General features: G+C 64.6%; 22 protein-coding genes and 1 tRNA gene. 9 read left to right on the top strand and 14 right to left on the bottom strand.

Going from position 1 to position 24,865, the window contains the following annotated elements; genetic code table 11:
- Positions 1–106 precede the first annotated feature (106 nt).
- The 4 genes from LRC39_RS08000 to LRC39_RS08015 form a co-directional block, all read right to left on the bottom strand.
- Complete coding sequence (locus LRC39_RS08000) at positions 107–964, bottom strand: FAS1-like dehydratase domain-containing protein (protein WP_346296886.1); 858 nt, start codon at positions 962–964, stop codon at positions 107–109.
- 12 nt (positions 965–976) lie between these two features.
- Positions 977–2,071 carry a CaiB/BaiF CoA transferase family protein gene (locus LRC39_RS08005; RefSeq protein WP_011157170.1) on the bottom strand — a complete coding sequence of 365 codons (1,095 nt, stop codon included), beginning with the start codon at positions 2,069–2,071 and terminating at the stop codon, positions 977–979.
- Between the two features lie 158 nt (positions 2,072–2,229).
- Entirely contained in the window at positions 2,230–3,402 is a 1,173-nt protein-coding gene (locus LRC39_RS08010) for an acyl-CoA dehydrogenase family protein (RefSeq protein ID WP_346296887.1), read from the bottom strand.
- Between the two features lie 34 nt (positions 3,403–3,436).
- Positions 3,437–4,702, bottom strand: coding sequence for a cytochrome P450 (locus tag LRC39_RS08015; RefSeq protein ID WP_346296888.1), 1,266 nt, complete (start codon positions 4,700–4,702; stop codon positions 3,437–3,439).
- Between the two features lie 346 nt (positions 4,703–5,048).
- Between LRC39_RS08015 and LRC39_RS08020 the strand changes: the two genes are divergently transcribed.
- On the top strand, positions 5,049–6,221 hold the full coding sequence (locus tag LRC39_RS08020) for an isovaleryl-CoA dehydrogenase (RefSeq protein ID WP_346296889.1): 1,173 nt from the start codon (positions 5,049–5,051) through the stop codon (positions 6,219–6,221).
- A gap of 94 nt (positions 6,222–6,315) precedes the next feature.
- Positions 6,316–7,110, top strand: coding sequence for a class I SAM-dependent methyltransferase (locus LRC39_RS08025; RefSeq protein ID WP_346296890.1), 795 nt, complete (start codon positions 6,316–6,318; stop codon positions 7,108–7,110).
- Here LRC39_RS08025 and LRC39_RS08030 read toward each other — a convergent pair.
- Both LRC39_RS08030 and LRC39_RS08035 read right to left on the bottom strand, forming a co-directional pair.
- Positions 7,107–7,931 (bottom strand): DUF2927 domain-containing protein, encoded by an 825-nt coding sequence (locus LRC39_RS08030; protein WP_246701592.1) that lies wholly within the window; start codon positions 7,929–7,931, stop codon positions 7,107–7,109. The two genes, LRC39_RS08025 and LRC39_RS08030, sit on opposite strands and share 4 nt — an antisense overlap.
- Before the next feature lie 68 nt (positions 7,932–7,999).
- Complete coding sequence (locus LRC39_RS08035) at positions 8,000–8,581, bottom strand: L,D-transpeptidase (RefSeq protein WP_107354806.1); 582 nt, start codon at positions 8,579–8,581, stop codon at positions 8,000–8,002.
- A 180-nt stretch (positions 8,582–8,761) separates the two neighbouring features.
- On the opposite strand from LRC39_RS08035, the gene LRC39_RS08040 reads away from it, so the two are divergent.
- Both LRC39_RS08040 and LRC39_RS08045 read left to right on the top strand, forming a co-directional pair.
- The gene (locus LRC39_RS08040; protein WP_346296891.1) at positions 8,762–10,306 is read left to right on the top strand and encodes an acetolactate synthase large subunit; all 1,545 of its coding nucleotides are present in this window, start codon (positions 8,762–8,764) and stop codon (positions 10,304–10,306) included.
- A 113-nt stretch (positions 10,307–10,419) separates the two neighbouring features.
- Positions 10,420–10,851 carry a DUF5413 family protein gene (locus LRC39_RS08045; RefSeq protein ID WP_346296892.1) on the top strand — a complete coding sequence of 144 codons (432 nt, stop codon included), beginning with the start codon at positions 10,420–10,422 and terminating at the stop codon, positions 10,849–10,851.
- A 165-nt stretch (positions 10,852–11,016) separates the two neighbouring features.
- On the opposite strand, the gene LRC39_RS08050 is transcribed toward LRC39_RS08045, so the two are convergent.
- The 3 genes from LRC39_RS08050 to LRC39_RS08060 form a co-directional block, all read right to left on the bottom strand.
- Entirely contained in the window at positions 11,017–11,337 is a 321-nt protein-coding gene (locus LRC39_RS08050) for a hypothetical protein (RefSeq protein ID WP_107354809.1), read from the bottom strand.
- 182 nt (positions 11,338–11,519) lie between these two features.
- Positions 11,520–12,173 carry a response regulator transcription factor gene (locus LRC39_RS08055; RefSeq protein ID WP_346296893.1) on the bottom strand — a complete coding sequence of 218 codons (654 nt, stop codon included), beginning with the start codon at positions 12,171–12,173 and terminating at the stop codon, positions 11,520–11,522.
- On the bottom strand, positions 12,170–13,162 hold the full coding sequence (locus LRC39_RS08060; protein WP_346296894.1) for a sensor histidine kinase: 993 nt from the start codon (positions 13,160–13,162) through the stop codon (positions 12,170–12,172). The genes LRC39_RS08055 and LRC39_RS08060 overlap by 4 nt, the downstream gene beginning before the upstream one ends.
- Positions 13,163–14,108: 946 nt before the next feature.
- Here LRC39_RS08060 and LRC39_RS08065 point away from each other — a divergent pair.
- Positions 14,109–15,737, top strand: coding sequence for an NRAMP family divalent metal transporter (locus tag LRC39_RS08065; protein ID WP_346296895.1), 1,629 nt, complete (start codon positions 14,109–14,111; stop codon positions 15,735–15,737).
- Between the two features lie 537 nt (positions 15,738–16,274).
- On the top strand, positions 16,275–18,392 hold the full coding sequence (locus tag LRC39_RS08070) for a carbohydrate porin (protein WP_346296896.1): 2,118 nt from the start codon (positions 16,275–16,277) through the stop codon (positions 18,390–18,392).
- A gap of 188 nt (positions 18,393–18,580) precedes the next feature.
- Here LRC39_RS08070 and LRC39_RS08075 read toward each other — a convergent pair.
- The 3 genes from LRC39_RS08075 to LRC39_RS08085 form a co-directional block, all read right to left on the bottom strand.
- Positions 18,581–18,655, bottom strand: a tRNA-Val gene (locus tag LRC39_RS08075).
- A 142-nt stretch (positions 18,656–18,797) separates the two neighbouring features.
- Complete coding sequence (locus LRC39_RS08080) at positions 18,798–20,078, bottom strand: hypothetical protein (RefSeq protein ID WP_346296897.1); 1,281 nt, start codon at positions 20,076–20,078, stop codon at positions 18,798–18,800.
- Positions 20,079–20,318: 240 nt separating this feature from the next.
- Positions 20,319–20,912 carry a DUF1134 domain-containing protein gene (locus LRC39_RS08085; protein WP_107343619.1) on the bottom strand — a complete coding sequence of 198 codons (594 nt, stop codon included), beginning with the start codon at positions 20,910–20,912 and terminating at the stop codon, positions 20,319–20,321.
- Positions 20,913–21,019: 107 nt separating this feature from the next.
- On the opposite strand from LRC39_RS08085, the gene LRC39_RS08090 reads away from it, so the two are divergent.
- A complete protein-coding gene (locus tag LRC39_RS08090) occupies positions 21,020–21,526 on the top strand; it encodes a YHS domain-containing (seleno)protein (RefSeq protein WP_346296898.1) in 507 nt (168 codons plus the stop codon).
- On the opposite strand, the gene LRC39_RS08095 is transcribed toward LRC39_RS08090, so the two are convergent.
- A complete protein-coding gene (locus tag LRC39_RS08095; RefSeq protein WP_346296899.1) occupies positions 21,469–22,470 on the bottom strand; it encodes a ketopantoate reductase family protein in 1,002 nt (333 codons plus the stop codon). The two genes, LRC39_RS08090 and LRC39_RS08095, sit on opposite strands and share 58 nt — an antisense overlap.
- An 85-nt stretch (positions 22,471–22,555) precedes the next feature.
- Here LRC39_RS08095 and LRC39_RS08100 point away from each other — a divergent pair, with 85 nt between their 5' ends.
- Positions 22,556–23,143, top strand: coding sequence for a TetR/AcrR family transcriptional regulator C-terminal ligand-binding domain-containing protein (locus LRC39_RS08100; RefSeq protein ID WP_346296900.1), 588 nt, complete (start codon positions 22,556–22,558; stop codon positions 23,141–23,143).
- 22 nt (positions 23,144–23,165) lie between these two features.
- Here the strand turns inward: LRC39_RS08100 and LRC39_RS08105 are convergent, their stop codons facing one another.
- Positions 23,166–23,993 carry a 3'(2'),5'-bisphosphate nucleotidase CysQ family protein gene (locus LRC39_RS08105; protein ID WP_346296901.1) on the bottom strand — a complete coding sequence of 276 codons (828 nt, stop codon included), beginning with the start codon at positions 23,991–23,993 and terminating at the stop codon, positions 23,166–23,168.
- A gap of 133 nt (positions 23,994–24,126) precedes the next feature.
- Here LRC39_RS08105 and chpT point away from each other — a divergent pair, with 133 nt between their 5' ends.
- Positions 24,127–24,783 (top strand): histidine phosphotransferase ChpT, encoded by a 657-nt coding sequence (chpT, locus tag LRC39_RS08110; RefSeq protein WP_011157185.1) that lies wholly within the window; start codon positions 24,127–24,129, stop codon positions 24,781–24,783.
- Positions 24,784–24,865: the final 82 nt, after the last annotated feature.

The following is a 24,865-nucleotide window of genomic DNA, read 5'->3' on the forward strand; positions in this document are numbered from 1 at the left end:
GGTGGACGCAGGCACTGTGCTCGGGGACCCCCACCCCGGCCTCCGCTTCGCTCGGCCGACCCTCCCCGCAAGGGGGAGGGGTTTCGCGGCCGCCGCGTGACAAATGCTACCAGCTCGCCGTGGCCTTCATGGTCGGCACGCCGTCGGCGTTGGCGGTCCACAGATCGAGGCCGGTGGCGGTCTCGTTGGCGTTGACGCTGAAGTCGGCGCCGTCGAACAGCGGCTGCACGCCGCGATAGCTGAAGGTCTTCGGCACGCTGCCTTTGAGCTTGGCGGCGAATTCGACCAGCAGCGCGGCCTGCATCGGGCCATGCACAATCAGGCCCGGATAGCCCTCGACCTTGGTGACGTAATCGCGGTCGTAGTGGATGCGATGGCCGTTGAATGTCAGCGCCGAATAGCGGAACAGCAGCACAGGATCGGCGAGGTGGCTCTCGCGGTGCTTGGCGGCCGGCGGCGCAGCTGCGGGCTTGGCCGGCGCTGCGGTCGCGGACGAGGGCGGCGGCACGTCGCGATAGACGATGTCCTGGCGGTCGCGGATCGCAACGCCCCGCGGCGTGGTGATCTCATGATTGACGGTGACGAAGCACAGCGTGCCGGTCGAGCCCTGCTTGATCGTCACGTCGCCGATCGTCGAGGTCCGGGTCACTTCGTCGCCGACCTTGAGCGCATCGACGAACTGCAGTTCGCCGCCCGCCCACATCCGGCGCGGCAGCGGCACCGGCGGCAGGAAGCCGCCGCGGGTCGGGTGGCCGTCGGGGCCGAGCTGGTCCATCGGATACACCGGCTGCCCGAGGCACCAGTGCACGGTGAAGGGCGCGGCGTCACCGGTCTGCGGCTTGCCGATGTCGAGGAACAGCGTCGCGCGCAGCCCCTTCACAAGTTGCGGGGTGACCAGGTCGGTGGCCTGTTCGCTGCGGCCGATCCATTGCCGCAGATGATCGATGTCGAGCGCGTCGGTCATGTTGGTCCTCGCTTACTTGCGCTTGTCGCCGATGCCCGGCACTGCGCCGTAGCGGCGCTCGTCGCCGACGAAGATCGCCGCCGGCGCCGGATAGCTGACCTTGCCGTTCGGGGTGTCAACTTCGATCCGGCGCAGATGCGGATGGTGCGACAGGTCTTCCATCGCGTTGACTTCGGCGAACGCAATGTCGGCGGCGGCCAGATGTTCGAGCAGATCGTCGCGGGTCAGCGAGCCGAAGATGTCGGCCACGATCTTGTCGGTGTAGGCGCGGTTCTTCACCCGCTCGACGCCGTTGCACAGCCGCGGATCGTTCGGCAGGTCGGGTTGGCGCAGCACGTCCGAGCACAGCTTCTTCCACTCGCGCTCGCTCTGGATCGAGATCAGGATGTCCTTGCCGTCCTTCGAGGTGAACACGCCGTAGGGCGCGATCGACGGATGGGCGAGGCCGAGACGCTTGGGCGGATTGCCGGCCTCGGCGTTGAGCAGCGGCACGGTCAACCAGTCGGCCATCACGTCGAACATCGAGATCCGGATGTCGGCACCCTGGCCGGTACGGCCGCGGCCGATCAGCGCCTCGAGGATCGCCGCGTGAGCCGTGGCGCCGGTGGCGACGTCGACGATCGACATGCCGACGCGCGAGGCGCTTTCCGGGCCGCCGGTGATCGAGGCGAGACCGCTTTCGGCCTGGATCAGGAGGTCATAGGCCTTGCGATGGGCGTAGGGGCCCTCGTCGCCGTAACCGGAGATCGTGCAGATGATCAGCTTCGGATAATCCTTGCGCAGCCGCTCGCGCGCAAAGCCGAGCTTGTCCATCGAGCCGGGCTTAAGGTTCTGCAGCAGCACGTCGGCCGAGGCGATCAGCTTCTCCAGCTCGGCGCGGCCCTCCTTGGTGGCGAGGTCGACCACCGCGGATTCCTTGCCGCGGTTGAGCCAGACGAAGTAGCTGCTCTGGCCTTTGGCGGCGGCGTCATAGCCGCGGGCGAAATCGCCTTCGGGCCGTTCGATCTTGATGACATGCGCGCCGGCATCGGCGAGCCGCGAGCTGCAATACGGCGCGGCAACCGCCTGTTCGACGGCGATGACGGTCAGTCCTTCGAGCGGAAGCATCAATAGTCCCCACAGTGGTCATTCCGGGGCGCCGCGTAGCGGCGAACCCGGAATCCAGATGTTATCTGCGTGTCAGATTCCGGGTTCGCGCGTTCCGCGCGCCCCGGAATGACGAGCGTGTTGTCCGGCGGCGGGCGCACGCCGTGGGCGGCTGGCAATCAGTACGACCGCGGCATCCCGAGCACGTGCTCGGCAAGATGCGACAGGATCAGGTTGGTCGAGATCGGGGCGACCTGATACAGCCGGGTTTCGCGGAACTTGCGCTCGACGTCGTATTCCTCGGCGAAGCCGAAGCCGCCGTGGGTCTGGATGCAGGCGTTGGCCGCCTCGAACGACGCGTCGGCCGCGAGCATCTTGGCCATGTTGGCCTCGGCGCCGCAATCCATGCCGGCTTCGTACTTGCGGGTGGCTTCCTTCACCATCAGCTCGGCCGCGCGCATGGCGGCGTAGGCCTTGGCGATCGGGAACTGGATGCCCTGGTTCTGGCCGATCGGCCGGCCGAACACGGTGCGGTCCTTGGCGTAGGCGCTGGCCTTGGCGATGAACCACTTGGCGTCGCCGACGCACTCCGAGGCGATCAGGATGCGCTCGGCATTCATGCCGGAGAGGATGTAGCGGAAGCCCTTGCCCTCTTCGCCGATCAGGTTCTCCTTCGGCACTTTCATGTCGGTGAAGAACACTTCGGTGGTGGCGTGGTTCATCATGGTGCGGATCGGGCGGATCTCGAGGCCATGGCCGCGCGCTTCGCGCATGTCGACCAGGAACACCGAGAGGCCCTCGGTCTTCTTGGTCACCTGATCCTTTGGCGTGGTGCGCGCGAGCAGGATCATCAGGTCGGAATATTCCGCCCGGCTGGTCCAGATCTTCTGGCCGTTGACGACGTAGTCGCCGCCTGCGTCCTTCTTGGCGAAGGTCTTCAGCGAGGTGGTGTCGGTGCCCGAGGTCGGCTCGGTGACGCCAAACGCCTGCAGACGGAGTTCACCGCTGGCGATCTTCGGCAGCCACTTGGCCTTCTGCTCGTCGCTGCCGTGCCGCAGCAGGGTGCCCATGGTGTACATCTGGGCGTGGCAGCCGCCGCCGTTGCAGCCGGCGCGCTGGATCTCTTCCAGGATCGCCGCCGCAGCCGACAGCTTCAGGCCGGCGCCGCCGTATTCCTCGGGGATCAGAACGGAAAGGTAACCGGCCTCCGTCAGGGCGTCGACGAACGCCTTGGGATAGGCCATTTCGCGGTCGAGTTTGCGCCAGTACTCGCCGGGAAACTGCGCACACAGTTTGGCGACGGCGTCGCGGATGTCGTGGTATTCGTCCTGCTCCGCGGCATGGTGTTTCATCGGCTGCGTCTTCTTGTTGGTTTTGGGGGGAAGGTCATGAGACCCGGACCGGCAAGGACTCGTAGCCCTTGACGAAGCTCGAATACACCCGCTTCGGCGCCCCGACAACTTCAATACGCTCGAAACGCTTGAGCATCTCCTCCCATACGATCCTCAGTTGCAATTCGGCCAAGCGCATCCCGACGCACCGATGGATACCGAAACCGAACGACAGGTGGATCCTGGCCCGGGCGCGGTCGATGATGAATTCCTCCGGCCGCTCGATCACCTCGTCGTCGCGATTGCCCGAAACGTACCACATCACCACGCGATCGCCCTTGCGGATGGTCTTGCCGCCGAGCTCGGTGTCCTGGAGGGCGGTGCGGCGCATGTGGGCCAGCGGCGTCTGCCAGCGGATCACCTCGGGCACCATGGTGTCGATCAGCTTCGGATTGGCCCGCAGCTTTTCGAATTCGTGCGGGTTCTCGTTCAGCGCCAGCACCGAGCCCGACATGGTGTTGCGGGTGGTGTCGTTGCCGCCGACGATCAGCAGCAGGATGTTGCCGATCAGGTTGTCGCGGTCCATCGTCCGGGTGGCGTCGTGATGCGCCATCATCGACAGCAGGTCGTTGCGCGGCTCCGAGTTCACCCGCTCGTTCCACATCCGGGCGAAATACACGGCGCATTCGTTCAGCTCGTCGCGGCGCTGCTGCTCGGATTCGACCACGCCGCTCTTCGGCAGCGCGGTGGCGACGTCGGACCAGCGCGTCAGCTTGCGGCGTTCGTCGAACGGAAAATCGAACAGCGTCGCCAGCATCTGCGTCGTCAGCTCGATCGAGACGCGGTCGACGAAGTTGAAGGTCTCGCCCCGCGGCAGGCCGTCCAGCACCTTCTGGGTCCGGCCGCGGATCAGCACGGCGAGTTCGTCCAGATGATCCGGCGTGAACATCGGCGACACCGTCTTGCGCTGCGCCGAGTGCCGGGGCTCGTCCATCGCGATGAAGCTCGGCCAGTCGTAGCCGACCGGCGCATCGCGGATCGAGATGCCGCCGAGCGTGGAGTCCGACGAGAAGATCTGGTGGTTGGTGTCGACATGCATGATGTCGTTGTACTTCGTGACGCTCCAATACGGCTCGATCGGCGCGTTGGTGCAGTAATGCACCGGCTCTTCCCTGCGCAGCCGTTCGAACCACGGCCACAGCGTATCGTCGCGGAAGTGCCGCGGGGCACCGGGATGGAAGTCCTTCAGCGGGGTCGCATAGGCTTCCTCGCGCGCCGCCCGCAGCCGCGCCGCTTTTCCGGTCTCGATGGTGCCGTGCATCGTCGTCCTCCCTGGCCATGTCATGGATGCTCGCCGCGGGTGGGCGGCGGCGGTCGCGGTCGGATTTTCGGTCCCGCCATGGTTTGGTCCGGCGGGTTCGGCCGTCTGATCAGATCGTCAAGAGGCGGCAGCGGTGGGGCGCTTTCGGGGAGCCTGACCGGCCGCTCGAACAAATTGATTTGACGGTAGAAAAGCGCTCCGCGCGCGACTTGCGTCGACAAGCTGGAGACCGTGCTGCACCGCCCGACCATTGGAGCCTTCTCAGGCTCCCGGCGCCGTGACATGGTGCGCGCAAACAACACACGGCGACGCTGCCAGGCGTCGCCGAGCGGAGCGAGCACCCAGCATGATTCCCAACGCGCAGAGCCTGTTCAACTTCGATCTCGGCGAGACCGCCGACGCGATCCGGGAGACCGTTCGCGACTTCGCCGCTAACGAGATCGCACCGCGCGCCGAGGCCATCGACAAGACCAACATGTTCCCGCGCGACCTGTGGCCGAAGCTCGGCGCGCTCGGCCTGCACGGCATCACCGTCGAGGAAGATTACGGCGGCGCCGGGCTCGGTTATCTCGAGCACTGCATCGCGATGGAGGAGATCTCCCGCGCTTCGGCCTCGGTTGGCCTGTCCTATGGCGCGCATTCCAACCTCTGCATCAATCAGCTCCGCCGCAACGGCAACGAAGCGCAGAAGCGCAAATATCTGCCGAAGCTGATTTCGGGCGAGCACGTCGGCGCGTTGGCGATGAGCGAGCCGGGCGCCGGCTCCGACGTGGTGTCGATGAAGACCCGCGCCGACAAGAAGGGCGACCGCTTCATCCTCAACGGCAACAAGATGTGGATCACCAATGGCCCGATCGCCGAGACGCTGGTGGTGTACGCCAAGACTGATCCGAACGCCGGGCCGCGCGGCATCACCGCGTTCCTGATCGAGAAGGGCTTCAAGGGTTTCTCGACGGCGCAGAAGCTCGACAAGCTCGGGATGCGCGGCTCCGACACCGGCGAACTGGTGTTCGAGGATTGCGAAGTGCCGGAGGAGAACGTGCTCGGCGAGGTCGGCCGCGGCGTCAATGTGCTGATGAGCGGGCTCGACTACGAGCGCGCGGTGCTGGCCGCCGGCCCGGTGGGCATCATGCAGGCCTGCATGGACGTGGTGTTGCCCTACGTGCACGAGCGCAAGCAGTTCGGCGAGCCGATCGGCACCTTCCAGTTGGTGCAGGGCAAGGTCGCCGACATGTACGTGACGATGAACGCCTCGCGCGCTTACGTCTATGCGGTGGCCAAGGCGTGCGACCGCGGCGAGACCACCCGCGAAGACGCCGCCGGCGCGATCCTGTACGCCGCCGAACGCGCCACGCAGTGCGCGCTCGATGCGATCCAGCTGCTCGGCGGCAACGGTTACATTAACGACTACCCGACCGGCCGCCTGCTGCGCGACGCCAAGCTCTACGAGATCGGCGCCGGCACCAGTGAGATCCGCCGCATGCTGATCGGCCGCGAGCTGTTCACCAAGACGGCGTAAGACGTCACCGTTGCAAGGGCGCCATCTTGGCGCCCTTGCTTTGACATCTGTGACTCCTATGGCTCCGCCCCTCGCTTGAAATCGGAGGGACAAAATGGACGCCAAGGAGGTCGCCGTGCATTGGGAAAGCAACGCCGAGACGTGGACGATGCTCTCGCGTGCCGGCCACGACCGATACCGCGATGCGCTGAATACGCCGGCTTTCCTCGCGATGTTGCCGCCGGTCGCTGGCCTCAAAGGGCTGGACCTCGGCTGCGGTGAAGGCACCAACACGCGCGCCGTCGCGCGGCTCGGCGCCTCGATGACCGGCCTCGACATCGCCCCGACTTTTCTGCGTCACGCCCAGGATGCCGAGCGACGTGATCCGCTCGGCATCGACTACGTGCTGGGAGACGGCCTCACATTGCCGTTCGCAGACGGCCGTTTCGATTTTGTGACGGCCTTCATGTCGATGATGGACATGGTCGACCAGGCGGCTGTGCTCCGGGAGGTTGCGCGAATCCTGAAGCCGGGCGGCTTTCTGCAATTCTCCATCCTGCATCCCTGCTTCGTGCCGCCGACACGCCGCAACATCCGCGATGAGCACGGCGTTCCGGTGGCCATCGAATTGGCCGATTACTTCGACGAGAGCGACGGCCGGGTTGAGCGGTGGTTGTTTTCCGGCCTCTCGCCGGAGCAGAACGCCACGCTGACACCGTTTGCGGTTCCGCGATTTCACCGCACGCTGTCGACCTGGGTTGCGATGATCGTCGGGGCAGGGCTCAGGATCGAGGCTTTCGGCGAGCCGATGGCCTCGGAGGAGGTCGCTGCAGCTGAACCGATCGTCGCGGACACCCGGGTCGCCCCGATCTTTTTGCACGTGTTGGCGAAGCGCCCGATGACGCCTTAACGCGTCAGCTTGTTCACCTTGGCGACGTAGCTGCGCACGTCGGCGAGGACCTGGGGCAGCACGGCTTTGACCTCCGGCACGGTCATGCCGGGGCGGATCGCCGGGTGGTACAGGATGTTCAAGAGGTACTGATCGTAGACGTCGAAATAGCCCTTCTGGACGTCGTCGTTGAACATCGTCCACGGCACCTTGTCGGTGTCGTTGATCGGGCCGAGCGATTGCAGCAGCTCCTCATAGGCGCAGTCGCGGAACACGAAGTCGCCGTTGTCGATGGTGAGGATGACGTCGGAGCGCTCGATCTCGTACCGGTCGTTCTTGCGGAAGCCGGACAGGCACTGCGGATCGAGGCTTTCGCGGATCTCGCGGGCGCGTTCCTCGCCGTAGAACGTCGCAATGGTCTTGCCGAGGTTGCGGTCGCGGACGAGGTGGACGGTGACGTTGGCCTCGTCCGGATTGTCGGTCATCGCGATGTCGAGATGCTCGACCCGACCGGCGATGTCCGAGACGATCCGGGCGAGCTCGGCGCGGCGATGCGCCTGGCCGTCGCCTTCGGCATAGACCCGCACCGGGGCCTCGTATTTGCGAATCCGGTCGACCCGTCCCGCCATGTGGAATTCAGCGCCGAACGCGGTGCGGAAGAAACCGTCGACGATCTGACTGTCGGTGAAGTCGGTCTTCTCGCTGCGCTGGGTGGCGGAGAAGTCGGTCGCCTCGGCGGCGCCGGCCGGGGCCGTCGCGAGGAGCGTGATCGCGGCGGTAACCGCCGCGAGCGCAGGTCTAAGATGCCGGGCGCCGCAGTGCATCACGAAAGGCTGCCGCATTCCGGTCCGGCGCACAACCAGCAATTCGGCCGCAGCCACCTGTGCACGCGGCCGATCGCCCGGCTGGCTTAGTTTTTCACCACCACCACGGTGCCGACCCGAACCCGGTCATACAGGTCCTTGACGTCGTCATTGGTCATGCGGAAGCAGCCGGACGACACCGCCTGGCCGATGGTTTCCGGCTCGTTGGAGCCGTGAATCCGGTACAGCGTCGAGCCGAGATACATCGCCCGGGCGCCGAGCGGATTGTCCTCGCCGCCCGCCATGTAGCGAGGCAGGTCGGGGCGGCGGCGCAGCATCTGGGCCGGCGGCGTCCAGCCCGGCCATTCCTTCTTGGCGGTGATGCGGTGGGTGCCCGACCAACGGAAGCCGTCGCGGCCGACGCCGATGCCGTAGCGCAACGCCGTGCCGTCGCTTTGGACCAGATACAGCCGGCGCTCGCGGGTGCTGATGACGATCGTGCCCGGGGCATAGTTGCCGTCGAACATCACGGTCTCGCGTGGGATCGGATTGGCGCTCGGGCCGGAGCGATAGAACGGTCCGAATCCCATCACCGAGCGCAGGTCGAGCTCTTGCGCCGAAGCGGCGGTCGGCAGGGCGGTGGCGATCGAGATCAGCGCGAGCGCGCTGGCGGCAAGTCGACGAACCATTCCGAAACCTCGCAATCTTCGTTTCGCTCCGAACTGGCCATAATCGCAGCGATTGCGCAAGCCGGCGGCTGTACGTCGGCGCACGCGTTCGCCGCAGTCCTGCCGCGCGCCGTCCCCCTTTGACGAAGCGATGGAACAATGATTGATCGGGCGCACAAATTGCAAATCGGGAGCGAAACTATGAATGGTGCCGAGAGTCTGGTGCGGACGCTGGTCAAGGGCGGCGTCGATGTCTGCTTCACCAACCCTGGCACGTCGGAAATGCACTTCGTCGCCGCGCTCGACCGGGTCGAGGGGATGCGCTGCGTGCTCGGCCTGTTCGAGGGCGTCGTCACCGGTGCCGCCGATGGTTACTATCGGATGAAGGGCACGCCGGCCTCGACGCTGCTGCATCTCGGCCCCGGCCTCGCCAACGGCCTTGCTAACCTGCACAACGCCAAGAAGGCCGCTTCCGGCATCGTCAATATCGTCGGCCAGCACGCCACCTACCATATCGATTACAACGCACCGCTGACCTCGGACATCGAGGGCCTGGCGCGACCGATGTCGGCCTGGGTCCGTACCTCGCCGGACGCCAAGTCAGTGGCGCGCGACGGCGCCGCCGCGATCGCCGCCGCCAAGAGCTCGCCGGCGCAGATCGCCACCCTGATCCTGCCGGCCGACACCGCCTGGAATGAAGCTGATGGCGTCGCCGACGTGCCGGAGGACAGCCAGCGCCCGACCTATTCGCCGCAGGCGGTGGAAGCCGCCGCGCGCGTGCTGCGCTCCGGCGAGCCGACGCTGTTGCTGCTGTCCGGCGCTGCGCTCACCGAGCATGGCCTGGCGCTGGCGCAGCGGATCGCCGGCAAGACCGGCTGCAAGGTGATGGGCCAGACCTACAACGCCCGGATGGCACGCGGGCAGGGGCGCTACTGGATCGAGCGGATTCCCTATGTGGTCGATGCCGCGCTGCCGATCCTCAAGCAGTTCCGCCACATCGTGCTGGTCGAGGCAATGGATCCGGTGGCGTTCTTCGCCTATCCGGACAAACCGAGCCTGCTGAAGCCGGAAGGCTGCGAGGCGCATCGCGTCACCGAGGTCGGCGAGAATTCCGTCGCGGCGCTGGAAGCGCTGGCCGGCGCGCTCGGCGCCAAGGCGAGCGACGCCGCGCCGCAGAAGCTGGTCGAGATCGCCAAGCCGACCGGCACGCTGACGCTCGACAATATTGCCCAGGCGATCGCGATGGCGATCCCGGAGAACGGCATCGTGATCGATGAATCGATCACCACCGGCCGCGGCTTCTTCCCGCCGACGGCGGCCGCCGCGCCGCATGACTGGCTGCAGAACCTCGGCGGCTCGATCGGCTTCTCGCCGCCGGTCGCGGTCGGCGCCGCGGTGGCCTGCCCGGACCGCAAGGTGCTGTGCATGGTCGGCGACGGTAGCGCGATGTACACCGTGCAGGCGCTGTGGACCCAGGCCCGCGAGAACCTCGACGTCACCACCGTGGTGTTCGCCAACCGCAAGTATCAGATCCTGCGCGGCGAGTTTGACGGCGTCGGCGCCGGCAAGCCGGGCCAGCGCGCCGAGGACATGCTGACGCTGGACCGGCCGGACCTCGATTGGGTGGCGCTCGCCAAGGGCATGGGCGTCCCGGCGCGGAACGTGTCGACCGCCGATGAGTTCAACGCCGCGCTCGCCGCCGGCCTCGCCAGCGGCGGCCCGAACGTGATCGCGGTGCAGATGTAGCACCGCGGACGGCCCTGCCACCCAGGGCCTTCCCGTTTCGGACAGTTGTCGAACCGGTGGCCGGCAGCGTAGCCTGTCGGCCGCGGCCGGGCATGGCCGCGGGTGGAGCAGGCATGAAGCGCTACGTGATCTTTGCCGCGATCGGTCCGTTGATCGGCGGCTTGCTGCTGTTGTTCGCGACGACCTATCTGTCGGGCTATTGGGCGCACACCCATTTGACCGAAGTGAAGAAGTTCTTCGTCGTGTTGTTCAAGTCGCTGCAATACAGCTACCTGTTCGGCCTGCTGCCGGCGCTGATGATGGCGGCGATCGACGAGATCATCAGCCACATCCGCCGGGTCAGCCCCGGCGGCCGGGTGGTGATCGTCGGCCTGATCGGTTTCCTCGCCACCGCCGTGATGTACGGCAACCGCGGCGCCGATGCCGGCGTCCTGCAATTCGTGCTGTATGGCCTGGTCGGCCTGGTGCCGGCGACGTTGTCGTCCTGGCTGGCCAACAAGTTCTGCGCCCCCGTCACCGCCGAGGCCAAGCAAGCCTCGGCGTGACCGAAAAGGCTGTCAGCGAACTACCCCGGTAGGATGGGTGAGCGCAGCGAAGCCCATCATGCCGCCGGGCGACTGCTGACGAGCTTGCAATAGGCGCAGCCTAATGAGACGGCGCGCGCCCGCGCCGTCTCGAACCTTCCGCGCTGCGGATGTTGTCTTGGCGGCTCAGCGGGCGGCCGCGGCCGCTTCGCCCCAGCCGCTCAGGCTTTCGATCGCGTTGTCCTGCAGGGCGCCTTCGAGCTTGGCCTTCAGCTCGGCATGGCGCGCCCGGACCGCGGCCGCATGGTCGGCGGTCATACCGCTGTCGAAGGCGCGGACCAGTGGGCTGAGCAGCAGAAACTCCTCGGTTTCCTTCTGCGTCAGTCCGGCGATCACGGTGGCGCCGCGAGCATCCTTGGTCAGCGCCCGGATCTGCTCCAGCCACTGCCGAAGCGAAGTCTCCTGCTCGAGCAGCGCGTTGATCTTCTGATCGATGGTGTGAGGCATGGACCGCTCCCTTCCCGACGATGGACAGACGCCATCTGCAATCGTCGCTAAACGAGCGTGCAGTGCGGCCGCATTGTGCTGGATCAATTGGTGCGGTGCGATGCTGGGCGGCGGGCTGGTGGCCGAGTTGTCTGTACTGATGCGTTCTCCTCAAGCGCACTGGTCCCACCACCCGAAACTCTCTACTCGGGCTGGGCGCCGCGTAGTCTTGCGAGCCTTTCGGACATCTTGCCGAGTTCGAGCATAGAGCCGGCACACATCTTCTTCATGAGGTTTGCGCGGCAGACTTTGACGGTGATTTCGCTCAAGCCCAGTTTGGCTGCGATCTGTTTGGTCAGTTGCCCGCTCACGACGAATTCCATCACCTGGCGTTCGCGCCCCGATAGAGATTCGTATCGCGACATGAGGAGCGAGGCTGCGGCAATCTCCTCCCGTCTCGACCGAGATAATTCTAGGCCCAGTTGAATCGCGTCCAGAAGATCCTGATCCCGAAACGGCTTCGTCAGAAACTCGATGGCGCCGGCCTTCATCGCCCGGACCGACATCGGGATGTCTCCGTGCGCGGTGATGAAGATGATCGGGACTGCTCCATCGGAGCTTGCCAAATCCTGCTGGAAGTCGAGGCCGTTTCGGCCCGGCATCCGGATATCCAGGACCATGCACACCGCGGCATCAGGCAAGGGCCACCGTAGAAATTCCTCGATCGATGCGAATGTCCGTGCGTCCAATCCGACAGACTGAAGTAAATTTGTCAGAGATTTGCGCACCGACGGATCGTCATCGATCACGATCACGATCTTGGCTTCTGTAGCGTCGGCCTGTCGAGGATTGATCATGATGCGCTGTCTCCGGGCACCGTAAATTTGAAACTGGCGCCGCTCGTATCGCTGGAAATCACCATGATGCGGCCGCCGTGAGCCTCGATGATCGATCGGCAGATCGAAAGACCGATGCCCATCCCGTTGCTCTTGGTCGAGTGGAAGGCGTCGAATACGTGGGGCGCGATTACTGGGGCAATGCCGACCCCGGTGTCCGAAACCGTGACAGCAACGTCGCGCCCCCTTTCCGATATGGACGTAATGCGGATTTCGCGCTCGTCCGAAGCCCCGATGTTGATCGCGTCGATGGCGTTGACCACGAGATTAATCAGTACCTGCTGGAGCTGGACTTGATCTGCGAAGATCACTGGCAAGTCGTTCGACAGGCTCGTCCGCACGGAAATGCGATTCTCCCGAAGCTGCGTCTGAAGAAGCGAGAGCACCTGCTGGATGATTTCGTTGATGTCGGTCCGGCTTCGCGCAGGCACGGTCGGGCTTGTGAGGGCCCGTATTCTGGCGATGATCTCGCTCGCTCGATTGGCGTCCTCGACGATGCTTTCGGTGGAGGCGATTGCCCGTTCCAGATTCGGGGGCGCCATTCGGATCCAGCGGGTGCATGCGTTGGCATTCGTTACGATGCCGGACAGCGGTTGGTTGACTTCGTGCGCAATCGAGGCCGCGAGTTCGCCAAGGGTGGTGATCCTCGCGACATGCGCCAAATGCGCCTGAGCTTGCTCCGCCCGCGCACTGGCGGCCTGGCCCTGAATGGCGAGATAGGTGGTTGCGGCGATCGCAAGCAGACTGATCGAGGTGTTGATGATGCCAGTTTGGTAGTTTCCATCGGCGGTCAGGGCATAGCTCGACAGTGTCAGAACAAAGCACGCCGCGGAGATTGCCAGCACACCTCGCCTGCCCGAGAAACGGGCGGAGAGCAGGACGACGACTACGTAGAAGGTGGCGCCAGCGATCTCGTAGTCGGTGATTGTGTCGACAACAAAGGTCGCCACGACGAGCGCAAGAGTTATCACGGGAACGATCGTTTTCCGTGCGATCTGAGACCAACGAGCTGCAGTTCCTGTAAGCAGAGAAGGCTTGGATCTGGCCGATTCCAAGCTCTTCGCCGATGTCGTACGCGGCGATTGGTTCGGGGAATGCGGTAGAGGGTCTCTCGCTTGCATCCGGCTTACCTTCTCTTGATCCGCTGCGCCCCGACGAGTCTGCGGCTTGCCGTCAGGTTCGATGCGAAACCGACACGTAGATGTCTGGCGTCGAGCATCTCGGGCCTGCCATATCCCGGCTACTTTCAAACACGATGGGGAGGCGATAGCACGGAAATTGTCTCGTGCAATTCCAGCGAAGAGGGAAGGCGAAGGAATGGTGCGAGTGAGCCGACCCGAAAATATACGCGGGTATAGTTGAAATATACCAAATTGAATGACTATCACGCACTGCACGCCATGAATTTCAAAGAAATTTGCGGACGTGGTCCAGCCCCGTTGTGGTCTGGATGCCCATCGACACAAGAGATCGGTATGAACCCCCAACCTAGCAATCGGTCCGACGAATGCGACAGTACATGCTTCGCGTGTACTCTCGCTTCGCTGGACCGCGCCTTTGCTCAGGACATCACGGCTATCGATCGCCGCGCGAGACCGTTCGCGCTGCCTTGATGCGTGGGCCTCCTGAGCTCGGCATCAGGAGGCGAAGATGACCTTCCGGTTCTTCAATCTACATCCGCAAGACAAATCGCTGGCAACCGCGGTAGCTCAGCCTGCCCATAACCCGCCTTTGCGGCTGAAGTCCTGCTGGCGAATGGCGCCGAGCGGGTGCCTCGAATGTGTCTGGTACATGGCGCCGGACTGAGCGCCGTCGCATGTCGGGCGCGCTGATTGGCGAGTCCGACAGTCTTAGCCGCATCGATACCCACATCAACGTCATTCGAAAGCAGATATCATGCTGACTAAAATCGACGCTCCGGCGCGCCATGCCGTGCTGGACACGGCCCATATTGGCGACATCCAAGGGGCGCTCGGCACCATCAAGCAGGACGACATCGGTCCGAGGAGCGGGTTGCGTCGCCGTTTGACGACTCTGCTCGCGATTCTCGGACCAGGCCTGATCGTTATGGTCGGAGACAACGACGCCGGCGCTTTCGGTACCTACACGCAGGCCGGCCAGAATTACGGCACGACCTTGCTGTGGACGCTCTTTCTTCTGATCCCCGTCCTATACGTCAACCAGGAAATGGTTCTGCGGCTCGGCGCAGTGACCGGCGTCGGTCATGCGCGCCTGATTCTCGAACGATTTGGCAAGTTCTGGGGCGCCTTCAGCGTCATCGACCTGTTCCTGTTGAACGCGCTCACCATTGTCACCGAGTTCATCGGCATCAGCCTGGCGCTCGATTACCTTGGGCTTCCGAAAGGTGCCGGCGTCATTGCGGCCGCGGCGGTCATCATCGCCGCTGCGGGGACAGGAGACTTTCGGAGGTTCGAGCGTTTCTCGCTGCTCCTCGTATTCGGCAGCCTGCTACTGGTGCCCGTCGTCGTCTGGGTCCATCCGCCTGTCATGCAGGTTGCGACCGATCTGATCGTGCCGCAGTTTCCGGAAGGTGGGAAGCTGAACGAGGTGATGCTGCTTATCATCGCCATTGTCGGTACGACGGTCGCACCCTGGCAGCTCTTCTTTCAGCAGAGCTATGTCATCGACAAGCGTATCACGACCCGCTTCCTGCAGTACGGCCGGATCGATCTGATTATCGGCATTGTCCTGGTCGTGATTGGTGCGGTTGCGATGATGGCGTTCACTGCCGCGACGTTTGCCGGGCGCGAAGAGTTCGGCAATTTTCAGGACGCCGGAGCCGTCGCCGCCGGGATCGGCAAGTATGTCAGTCACACGGCCGGTGTCTTCTTCGCCCTCGCGTTGCTGGACGCCAGCGTAATCGGGGCCATGGCGGTGTCGTTGGCGACTGCCTATGCGATCGGAGACGTGTTGTCGCTCCGTCATTCCCTGCATCGCAAGCCTCAAGACGCGAAGGGTTTCTATGCGGTCTATGGCGGGCTGATCGTGCTGGCTGCGGCTCTGGTTCTGACCCCCGGGACGCCGCTGGGGCTACTCACGAATGCGGTGCAGACGTTGGCGGGAGTGCTGTTGCCGAGCGCCACGGTGTTCCTGCTGCTGCTCTGCAATGACAGGGCGGTGCTGGGACCGTGGATCAACGGGCGCTGGATGAACCTGTTCACCAGCACGGTCATTGGCGTCCTGGTGATGTTGTCTGTCATTCTGACCGCGTCGGTTCTCTATCCGGACATGAGTGAGACGACGATCCTCGTCATCCTCGCCGTGGGTGGCGTCACTATCATCGGCACAGCAATCGCCTTCTTCTTCATCGGTCGTCGCGACGGGACGAAGCTGCCTCTCCAGACCGCACGGGAGTCATGGCGGATGCGGCCGCTCGACGAACTTCCGCGGCCGCAGATGACTCCGCTGACGTTCGTTTGGATGTCGGTCCTGCGGGGTTATCTGGTTGTCGCGGGAGGACTGATCCTATTCCGGATCGTGCAACTCTCACTCGGCGTCCAATGAGAGGTGTAGCGCATGCTGGTTCAATCATCGCGGTCTGGCCGACTTCGTGGTCGAAAGCGTCGCATGGATGTCGGTCTGCCGAATTCAGAGCGGCCTAGTTCGGTGAACTGGCCGACGCAATGTCCAGCTCGGGATCTATCGTGCCACGGCGACGAGGGGCCGGCGCTTCGGGGACACCGAATGACCCGAAGGTCATCCTTCAAGGTCGCTGCGAGGCTTTGGCTCTGCGGGCTCCTGGCCAACAGTGCATTCTTGCTGGCCAGATCGGCATTTAGGCTCACCAGGAGGGGCTTGATCCCTGTGAAGTCCGCTCGAGCTGTGCTTCAGGTCGCTTCGAAGATGGGCCGTCACGGTCTCTATCTCAGACGTCGCGAACGCGAGGCCGCTTGCGACACGAGCGTTTCGTTCGATCGACCTCCGCGATCTCCGTCGTAGCGCGGCGCGACGGAACCATCCCCGCATATCCCTGAGTGAATACGCAGCTCTCGCGAGCCTGCGAATGGACTTGCGCGTCAGCTATCCAACCGGGAATTGATAATGATGTACGACAAGACTGAAGCCCGTCATCCGAAGCGGATCGGTAACGAAGACGCAGCCCCATCGCAGTTCGATCGTGGCGGGGCTGTCGTGCGGGTGGGTTTACGCCTCATCGTGGCTTTTGCTGCAGCGACTGCGGGATCCGTCGCTGCCGAGGAGGTACGCGATGGCTACGGTGCGAGAGTCGAACGATCGGTCGATCTTCCGAGTGAGGCCGAATCGAGCTCCGAACGAGCGACAAGGAAGATAGCCTACGAATGGACCGGCCTTTATGCAGGCGGCCATTTCGGTTATGGCGGGGGCGGCCTCGGTGATGGCGCCAATCCGACTCCTTTGCAGGGTGTGGTATTTCCCACCAGTTCGACGGGGCTCATTGGCGGCTTTCAGATCGGCTATAATTATCAGCTGAACAGCAATTTCGTTCTCGGTCTTGAGGCCGATGCGTCATTCACCAGTCCGATCGACCGGCCGTCCTTGACTGCTGTCCCGTTCAATAGTGCGGTTGATTATGTCGGCACCGTTCGAGGCCGCCTCGGCTATGCGTATGGCCGATGGTTGCCGTATGTCACCGCCGGCTTTGCGTGGGGACATAGTCATCTCGATCTCAACAGCGGCAGCAGCGCACAGTTGGGTAGCGACAGAGCGGGCTGGACTGCGGGCATGGGTGCTGAAGTGCGGCTCAGCGCCAACTGGTCGGCCAAGTTGGAATACAACTACGTTGATCTATCATCTGCGAATCTCGATCTGAGCCGTTTCGGTCTGGCGGACAGCAGTCTGGTGCCGAGCCTTCATCTCGTGAAAGGAGGGCTGAACTATCACTTCGATGCGGTGTCCAACACCGCAGCGCAGTTGATTCAGCCGGCAGCGCCGTCGTTGAATTCGGATAGCTGGAACGTTCACGCGCAAACGACCTTCATCGGACAGGGGTACCCGGCTTTTCGCTCGCCTTATTCTGGCGCGAATTCCTTGCCCGGCGGCGGCCAAGTTCGCGAGACGTGGACCACGACGGCTTTTTTGGGTGTGAGGCTTTGGGAAGGCGGCGAGTTCTATTTCAATCCCGAGACGGCGCAGGGCTTCGGCCTGAATGGAACGTTAGGTCTGGCAGGCTTTTCGAACGGTGAGGCGCAGAAGGCTGGCGCGGCATATCCTAAGATTCGCCCGCAACGCTACTACATCAAGCAGACGTTCGGTCTTGGCGGTGAGCAAGAGGAGGTGGCGGACGGCCCAAATCAGCTTTCCGGGAAGCGTGACATTGATCGGATCACGCTGGTTGTCGGTCGCTTCGCGATCGGGGACTTTTTCGACAACAACGCGTACGCTCACGATCCTCGCGCGGATTTCATGAACTGGGCTTTGTGGTCTTCTGCGGCGTACGATTTCCCGGCGGATCTTCCGGGATACACCCGAGGCGCCGTCATTGAATTGAACAGGAAGGAGTGGGCTGTCAGGGCGGCGGTTGTTCAGGTTCCGTCGGCGCCCAATAGCGATGTGCTCAACTTCAATACTGGGGGCGCGGTCGTGGAGTTCGAACAGCGCTACACGATCGGCGAACAGGCCGGTAAATTGAGGCTTGGAGCCTTCGGCAATCAGGGTAACGCTGCGAATTATCGTCAGGTCCTGGCGGTCGAATCTCAGAACGTTACGCAGGATATCGACACCGTGACTGCGAATCTCCGCCACGTGAACTCGAAGTACGGGTTCTACGTCAATCTCGAGCAGCAGATTGCAACTGATGTCGGCCTGTTCGGTCGGGCGAGCTGGAATGACGGTCAGGCGGAGACGCTCTCTTTTACGGATATTGACCGCAGTATCTCGGGCGGCTTGTCGATCAAGGGGAGCTACTGGGGACGGCAGGCCGACACGTTGGGAATCGGCGTGGCCATTAATGGTCTGTCTGCGGCCCATCGCGACTTCTTGGCCGCTGGCGGAACCGGCCTCCTGATCGGAGACGGGGCTCTGAACTACGGCACCGAGCGGATTCTCGAGAGCTACTACGCGTGGTCCCTCGGCCAGGGACGAACGTTGACGGCTGACTATCAGCTCATTGTGAACCCGGCCTACAACGCCGATCGCGGTCCGGTGTCGGTCGTCTCCGGCCGGCTGCACGCAGAGTTCTGATGCGGTCGAGAGCGCACGCCTGCCGGTGAAACGGCAGTGCGTGCACTGTCGCAGGATCGGTGTGCCTTATGAGCCTGTCCGAGCAGCGCTGGATTCTGCAGGACGCCGTTCGCTGGCGGATTAGATCCGACTGTCACGCCTGTTCGGCGGCGATCTTCGGTTGATGATTTCAGGTCTGCTGGGGAAAATGGTGGGCGCACAAGGGATCGAACCTTGGACCTCTCCCGTGTGAAGGGAACGCTCTCCCGCTGAGCTATGCGCCCGGGACCGGTTGGGGACAGGGGCCGCGAAGCGGCCGGTCGAACCACCGTAGAGGCGCGATTTACGAAGTGCGGGGCGGGGGTGTCAAGCGGCAACACCCGGCTTTGGCAGATTTGCCCAGATCGTCGCAGGGTGCGGCGCGGTTCAGCCGGTCTGGCGCGCGCGCGAGGCGTGGGATTGCAGCGCGCGGATACGGTCGGCCAGTGTGCCGCCGGCCACCACCGGCGTGACGCCGGCGCTCTTGGTACCGTTGGCGGCTTTGGTGCCCTTCGCGGGCTTGGCCGGCGCTGGCGCGGTCAGCATCGCCTGGATCGGCGAATCCGGACCTTCCAGCGTGATCGCCAGCTTGGCGACCTCGGCGGCAATGTCGTTGATCCGCTCGCGCAGCAGCGCGTTCTCCATCCGCTCGGTTTCCCACGAGCTTTCCGCCTGCTGCTTCAGCGCCACCAGCTCGCGCTGCGCCTTGGCGCGTTCGTCGCGGGCCTGGGTGAGCTGGTCTTCGAGCGCGGCCTTGTCCTTGCGGATGCGGGCGAGGTCCGGCGACTTGCTGCTGGTGGCGTCGAGCTCGTTACGCAGCTCGCCGACGGTGCGCAGCGCGGCCTCGTTGGCGGCGCGGAGCTGGTTGTTCTCGAATTCGCGCTCGGCCAGCAGCTTGCTCTGGGCGGCGAGACGCTCTTCCAGTTCGTGGACGCGGCCGCCGAGCAGCTCGGCTTCCTTGACCTGCAGCAGCAATTGCCGGTCGAGCTCGCCGACGCGCAGGCTCAGTGCCTCGACGCGGCCGCGGGCCTCATCCAGCTCGCGCGTGGTGGAGGCGGATTCGCCGCGCTGCGCTTCGAGCCGGCTGCGGGTGGCGGCAAACTCTTTCTCGGCTTCGCCGACCCGCGCCTGCAGCTCCTCGATCTTGGCGTGCAGCGCCACCAGTTCGACCTGTCGGGTGTCGGCCAGGGTGGAGCGCTCGTTGAGCTCGGCGTTGATGCGGGCGAGTTCGGCCTGCTTCTCGGCCAATGCGCTCTCGGCGGCGCGCAGCTCCTCGGTCCTGGCGGCGAAGTCCTGCTCGGTGGTGCGAAGCTGCTCCTGCACCGCCTTTTCGCGCGCTTCGAGCGTCTCGATCGCGGCGTTCTTCTCGGCAAGTTCGAGCTTGAGGCGATTGATCGCGTCGGTCTTCTTGCCAATCTCGGCGAACTGGCTGGTGGTCTTGTTCTTGAGCTGGTCGACGCTCATCTCCAGCCGCCGCGCCGACATCGCGAATTCGGCCCGGAGCTGGTCCTTGTCGGCCTGGATCTCCGCCATCGACAGCGGCGTCGCCGCTTCCAGCCGCTTCGTCGTCAGCCGCACCGCGCGATTATGCACCAGCGGTGCCAGCATCAGCGCGAGCAGCATCGCGACCAGAAAGCCGATCGCCAGATACATGATCTGTTCGACCATCGATGTCTCCCACACGCGCTTTGGCAAGGCGCGCGCGTTCCGCGGAGCTTGGCGCGGAGCGCGTCGGCGCGAATTCGGACGATGAACCGTTGATGGCGCGGGCGAACGTCGCCGTCCAGCCGCAAATCCATTTGCAGCACAATGCCATAAGCCGGCGCCTTCGCGCCAGTGCATTGCGGCGTTAACGTGAATCGGTAGCCGATTACGCGCTCTGGCTGTAAGCCGCGCAGGCGGCCTGGATCAGAATGGATTCCAGGTCGCCGAGGGGGTGAACTTCAGGTAGCCGATATTGGCACCGAGCCGCAGGCCGATACCCGATTGGATCGGCACCAGCACGATGCCGTTGGCAGTCAGCGCGGTCATGCCGAAGCCGCCGACCACATAGGCCGAGCCGTCGATGCCGCCGAACCGCTGATAGATCGCGTTGGTGGAGGGCAGGTTGTACACCAGCGTCATGGTGCGGGCGCCGTTGCCGCCCCAGTCGAAGCCGACCGACGGGCCCTGCCAGTACACTTTCAGGTCGCCGGCGTTCTTGGTGTAGAGCGTGCCTTCGCCGTAGCGCAGGCCGGCCACGAACGCGCCCGAGCCTTCTTCGCCGAGCACATAGCCGTTGGGCAGGCCCCACTGGCTGACCGCGCGCTCGATCACCGAGGCGAGGCCGCGCGAGACGTTGCCGAAGAAGCGGTGGCCGGCGCCGACCAGTTCGTCCGGCCCATAAGTGTTCGGGCCGGCGGGGGACTTCGGTGGCAATGGCTGTTGCTGCGCCACAGCCGGCACATTCAGGGCCGCCAGCGCAACAAAGGCCAGCGCGGCGCGACGCGTCACGAAGCTCATGCAATTCACCCCTGGGTCTTCAAATCCCTTGCGCCGCTTTAACCGGATGCTGACGGGCATCCTGTAGCGACGTTTGTCCCCGACTCGGAACGTTATCGGCAGCAACTATGACGGCACAGCGGCAGGAACGGAACCGGATGCGCCTTCGAATCGCCTTGATCGGACTGCTCGGCCTCGTTGCCGTCTGCAGTTCTGTGCCCACGATCGTGCACGCCGGCACGACCGAGCGCCTCGTGGTCGATCGCACCACCGGTCTTGCGATCGATGGCTTCGATCCGGTGGCGTATTTCACCGATCATCAGGCGCGGCAAGGCCAATCCGAGTTCGAGGCCTCCGCAAAGGGCGCGGTCTGGCGGTTCTGCAACGACGACAATCGCAAGTTCTTTCTCGCCCGGCCGGATATCTACGGCCCGCAGTTCGGCGGCTACGATCCGGTCGCGGTGGCGCGCGGCGTGCCGCTCGCCGGCAACGCGCTGATCTGGCTGATCAGCGGCCAGCGGCTGTATCTGTTCGACCGCGAGGAAAACCGGGACGCTTTCGCGGCCAACCCGGAGCGCTATCTCCACGACGCCCGCGAGCGCTGGCCGGGACTGTTGGCAACCCTCGCCGAATAGGCGCGCTGGTCAGCGCGACGAAACGCCTCGACCTCGTCGCAGAGCCGCAGCAGCACGGGTGCGGCCTGGCCGCTGCGCGCAATCATGGTGCGGCAGTCCCGTGCCAGATCCTGCATGTCCTCCGGCGCCGCATTGGCATGACCGTCGATCGCAAATGCGGCGAAGTCCGAGGCGAGCTGTCGGCTCAGGGCCAGTCTGACCAGCGGGGCCGGTAATCGCGGCAGCAGCCGGAGCTTGAGCGGGGAGACCGTGAAGCCGAGCGAGGTCACGACGCGCAGTCCCTCGCGCAGTCCGGCGATCAGGTCGTTCAATCCGGACTTGTCCGCCGCGAGCGCTTTCGAGACGCCGCCGTTGCGATACAGCGCCCCGCACAGCGCGGTGATCAGCACCGCATGCGTCAGCAGCCACGCTTCCATATCCGCCACCACGCTGGTGGCGAGGCCGGCGTCGGCAAACAGCGCCGCGAAGGCGCGAGGCTTTGTCTCCGGCTGGCCGCGCACCGGGCCGAAAGTCGTCGGCTGGGCGCGCACCGCCGTGTAGCGAACGGATAGCCCGTCGTGCACGCCGCCGGCACCGGCAAAACCGAAGAACACGCGCTCCGGTCCCAGCGCTTCGCCCAAACGCCCGACCTGCAACGGACCGTTCAGCATCAACAGGATCGGCGTCGCCGAGGGCGACTGCCGGAGCTGCGGCAGCGCCGCATCGACCTGCGCATTCCGGATCGCGACCACAACCAGCTCGGCGTCGCGGGGAAGCTGATCAGAGACCGGAAGCTGCAAGCACAGCGTCGCGCCGCTCAGGGCGTCCTCGAGCTGCAGCCCGGAGCTTTCCAGCTGCCGCCTGCGCGGGCCGCGCGCCACCAGGGTGACGTTATGGCCGGCCGCTGCGAGTTTGGCGGCGTAGATCGACCCGATCACGCCGACACCCAGCACCGCGATCCTCATGCGCAGCTCTCCTCGTTAACGCAATGAATGTTGCGATAGGAGGCGTGGCCTGTAAAGTCAACTTTCGCTGCGTTAGGTTGAGCGGATGGCTGAGGGCGCTGAATCGATTCGACGTCGGACTGGCGGGCGGAGTGCGCGAATCCGCGAGCAGGTGTTCGGGGCGGTGCTGCAGGAGCTGGTGGCCCATGGGCTGTCGGGCCTGACCTTGCCGGCGATCGCCCAGCGCGCCGGCGTGCATCCGACCACGCTGTATCGCCGCTGGCCGGATCCGGAGGCGCTGGCGCTCGACGCGATCCGGGACCGTTCGATGACCCAGGTGGCGATCCCGGATACCGGGACGCTGGCCGGCGACCTGACGCGGTTTCTCACCGATCTCGATGCTTACGTGCGTTCACCGCTCGGACGCGCGCTGCTGGCGTTGCAGCTTACCGCGCGCGGCGAAGCCGACAGGATCAGGCAGGCGTTCTGGCGCGAACGGTTCGAACTCTCAGCCGCCATGATCGAGCGCGCCAAGTCGCGCGGCGAAATACCGGCGACGACGGCCGCGCGCCCGTTGCTCGAATTTGCCATCGCGCCGGTCTATCTGCATGCCGCCGTGCTGGGCGACGGCCTCGATCAGCACAGCATCGCCCTTTTCGTCCGCCGCACCATCGCGCTCGCCCAGGCCGGTTGAGGTAGCGCCCGGCCGGCCAACATTACCGCCCGTTGCGATCGCCCCAGGCGATGAACTCCGGCACGATGAAGTTCGGCCGCGGTTCGTCGAACCGCAGCGGTGCGCCGGTCCGGTCGGTCACCTTGCCGCCCGCGGCGATGACCAGCGCGGCGCCGGCCGCGATGTCCCATTCACAGATCGACGCCAGCCGCGGGTAGATGTCGGCCTCGCCTTCGGCGATCCGGCAGAATTTCAGCGACGACCCCAGCGTCGCGTGCACGGCGCCGGGGCGGGCGTCGATGAAGGCGACAGTAGCAGGATCGAGATGCGAGCGGCTGACCGTGGCGATCCACGGCTCGCCCGGCTGCGGCAGCGGCCGGGTCTGGATCGCGCTGGCGGTGAAGCTGATCCCGTCAGCGGCGACCGTCAGCCGTTCGGCGCCATGGCCGACCGCGCCGCGCCACGCCAGCCCCAGAGCCGGCGCGCCGACGATGCCGAGCACCGGCAGGCCGTCGCACACCAGCGCCAGGTTGACGGTGAATTCGTCGCGACCGGCGATGTACTCCTTAGTGCCGTCGAGCGGATCGACCACGAAGAAACTGCCCGATGTCGGTCGCCCGTTGCTGCAGCACTCTTCCGACAGCACCGGGACGTGCGGCGCGATCTGCGCCAGTCCCTCGGCGATCACCTGGTCGGCGGCGAGATCAGCAGGCGTCACCGGCGAGCCGTCAGGCTTCTGGGTCACCTTGGCGTCGCGCGGGATCGCCATGATGGCCGCCCCGGCGCGCAGCACCAATTCGGTGAGCGGTTCGAGCAACGCTACGGCGTGCTCGGAGGAAACGGCGGCGGGCTGTTCGAACGCGGCAGTCATCAAGCTGTGTCATCCTCCGTCGGTGGTCTGGTTGGAGCCGGACCGTTGTGTTGGCACTGCCAGCGGCCGCAGTGTATCAAGCCATTAACCAAGGCTGATTCGTCTTGCGAGCGGTTTTCCGAGGAACAGACTGATGTCCGACACCCAATCTCCCGCTGTGCAGGCTCCCGCTCCCGATGCGCTGGAGCTCGCGGCGCTGCTGTGTTCGCGGGTGTGCCACGATCTCATCAGCCCGGTCGGCGCGATCGTCAATGGCCTGGAAGTGCTCGACGACAGCTCCAAGCAGGAAGACCGCGATTTCGCGCTCGAATTGATTCGAAAGAGCGCCAAAACCGCATCGGCCCGGCTGCAGTTCTGTCGGCTGGCGTTCGGCGCGGCCGGCTCGGCCGGTGCGCAGATCGATCTCGGCGATGCGCAGAACATGGCGCGCGGTCACCTCGAAGACGACAAGACCAAGCTGACCTGGAATCTGCCGCGGCTGCTGCTCGCCAAGAACCGCGTCAAGCTGCTGCTCAACATGCTGGTGATTGCTCAGCAGACGATTCCGCGCGGTGGTACGTTGACGATCGACCCGATCGGAGAAGGCGACAATTTGTCCTTCCGCATCGTTGCAGCCGGTATCAACGCCCGCACGCCGCACAACATCGTCGATCTGCTCAACGGGACTCAGAGCGGCCCGATCGAGTCGCACGGCGTGCAGCCGTACTACACGCGATTGCTTGCGCAGGCCTGCGGATTGACCGTTTCACTCGCCCCGGAAGGCGACACCATGGTGGTAACTGCGTCCTGAGGGGCGCAGTGATATAGTGAAGATTGTATTGACGACGAGCCTCGGGATCGTACGAAGGCCCTAACTATTTCAACTTCCGCCG

The organism is Rhodopseudomonas sp. P1 (assembly GCF_039642825.1).
GTDB lineage: Bacteria > Pseudomonadota > Alphaproteobacteria > Rhizobiales > Xanthobacteraceae > Rhodopseudomonas > Rhodopseudomonas palustris_H.

Coding starts and splice junctions, on each gene's coding strand:
- LRC39_RS08000 (WP_346296886.1), bottom strand. CDS start 964: ATGACCGACGCGCTCGACATCGATCATCTGCGGCAATGGATCGGCCGC.
- LRC39_RS08005 (WP_011157170.1), bottom strand. CDS start 2,071: ATGCTTCCGCTCGAAGGACTGACCGTCATCGCCGTCGAACAGGCGGTT.
- LRC39_RS08010 (WP_346296887.1), bottom strand. CDS start 3,402: ATGAAACACCATGCCGCGGAGCAGGACGAATACCACGACATCCGCGAC.
- LRC39_RS08015 (WP_346296888.1), bottom strand. CDS start 4,702: ATGCACGGCACCATCGAGACCGGAAAAGCGGCGCGGCTGCGGGCGGCG.
- LRC39_RS08020 (WP_346296889.1), top strand. CDS start 5,049: ATGATTCCCAACGCGCAGAGCCTGTTCAACTTCGATCTCGGCGAGACC.
- LRC39_RS08025 (WP_346296890.1), top strand. CDS start 6,316: ATGGACGCCAAGGAGGTCGCCGTGCATTGGGAAAGCAACGCCGAGACG.
- LRC39_RS08030 (WP_246701592.1), bottom strand. CDS start 7,931: ATGCGGCAGCCTTTCGTGATGCACTGCGGCGCCCGGCATCTTAGACCT.
- LRC39_RS08035 (WP_107354806.1), bottom strand. CDS start 8,581: ATGGTTCGTCGACTTGCCGCCAGCGCGCTCGCGCTGATCTCGATCGCC.
- LRC39_RS08040 (WP_346296891.1), top strand. CDS start 8,762: ATGAATGGTGCCGAGAGTCTGGTGCGGACGCTGGTCAAGGGCGGCGTC.
- LRC39_RS08045 (WP_346296892.1), top strand. CDS start 10,420: ATGAAGCGCTACGTGATCTTTGCCGCGATCGGTCCGTTGATCGGCGGC.
- LRC39_RS08050 (WP_107354809.1), bottom strand. CDS start 11,337: ATGCCTCACACCATCGATCAGAAGATCAACGCGCTGCTCGAGCAGGAG.
- LRC39_RS08055 (WP_346296893.1), bottom strand. CDS start 12,173: ATGATCAATCCTCGACAGGCCGACGCTACAGAAGCCAAGATCGTGATC.
- LRC39_RS08065 (WP_346296895.1), top strand. CDS start 14,109: ATGCTGACTAAAATCGACGCTCCGGCGCGCCATGCCGTGCTGGACACG.
- LRC39_RS08070 (WP_346296896.1), top strand. CDS start 16,275: ATGATGTACGACAAGACTGAAGCCCGTCATCCGAAGCGGATCGGTAAC.
- LRC39_RS08080 (WP_346296897.1), bottom strand. CDS start 20,078: ATGGTCGAACAGATCATGTATCTGGCGATCGGCTTTCTGGTCGCGATG.
- LRC39_RS08085 (WP_107343619.1), bottom strand. CDS start 20,912: ATGAGCTTCGTGACGCGTCGCGCCGCGCTGGCCTTTGTTGCGCTGGCG.
- LRC39_RS08090 (WP_346296898.1), top strand. CDS start 21,020: ATGACGGCACAGCGGCAGGAACGGAACCGGATGCGCCTTCGAATCGCC.
- LRC39_RS08095 (WP_346296899.1), bottom strand. CDS start 22,470: ATGAGGATCGCGGTGCTGGGTGTCGGCGTGATCGGGTCGATCTACGCC.
- LRC39_RS08100 (WP_346296900.1), top strand. CDS start 22,556: ATGGCTGAGGGCGCTGAATCGATTCGACGTCGGACTGGCGGGCGGAGT.
- LRC39_RS08105 (WP_346296901.1), bottom strand. CDS start 23,993: ATGACTGCCGCGTTCGAACAGCCCGCCGCCGTTTCCTCCGAGCACGCC.
- chpT (WP_011157185.1), top strand. CDS start 24,127: ATGTCCGACACCCAATCTCCCGCTGTGCAGGCTCCCGCTCCCGATGCG.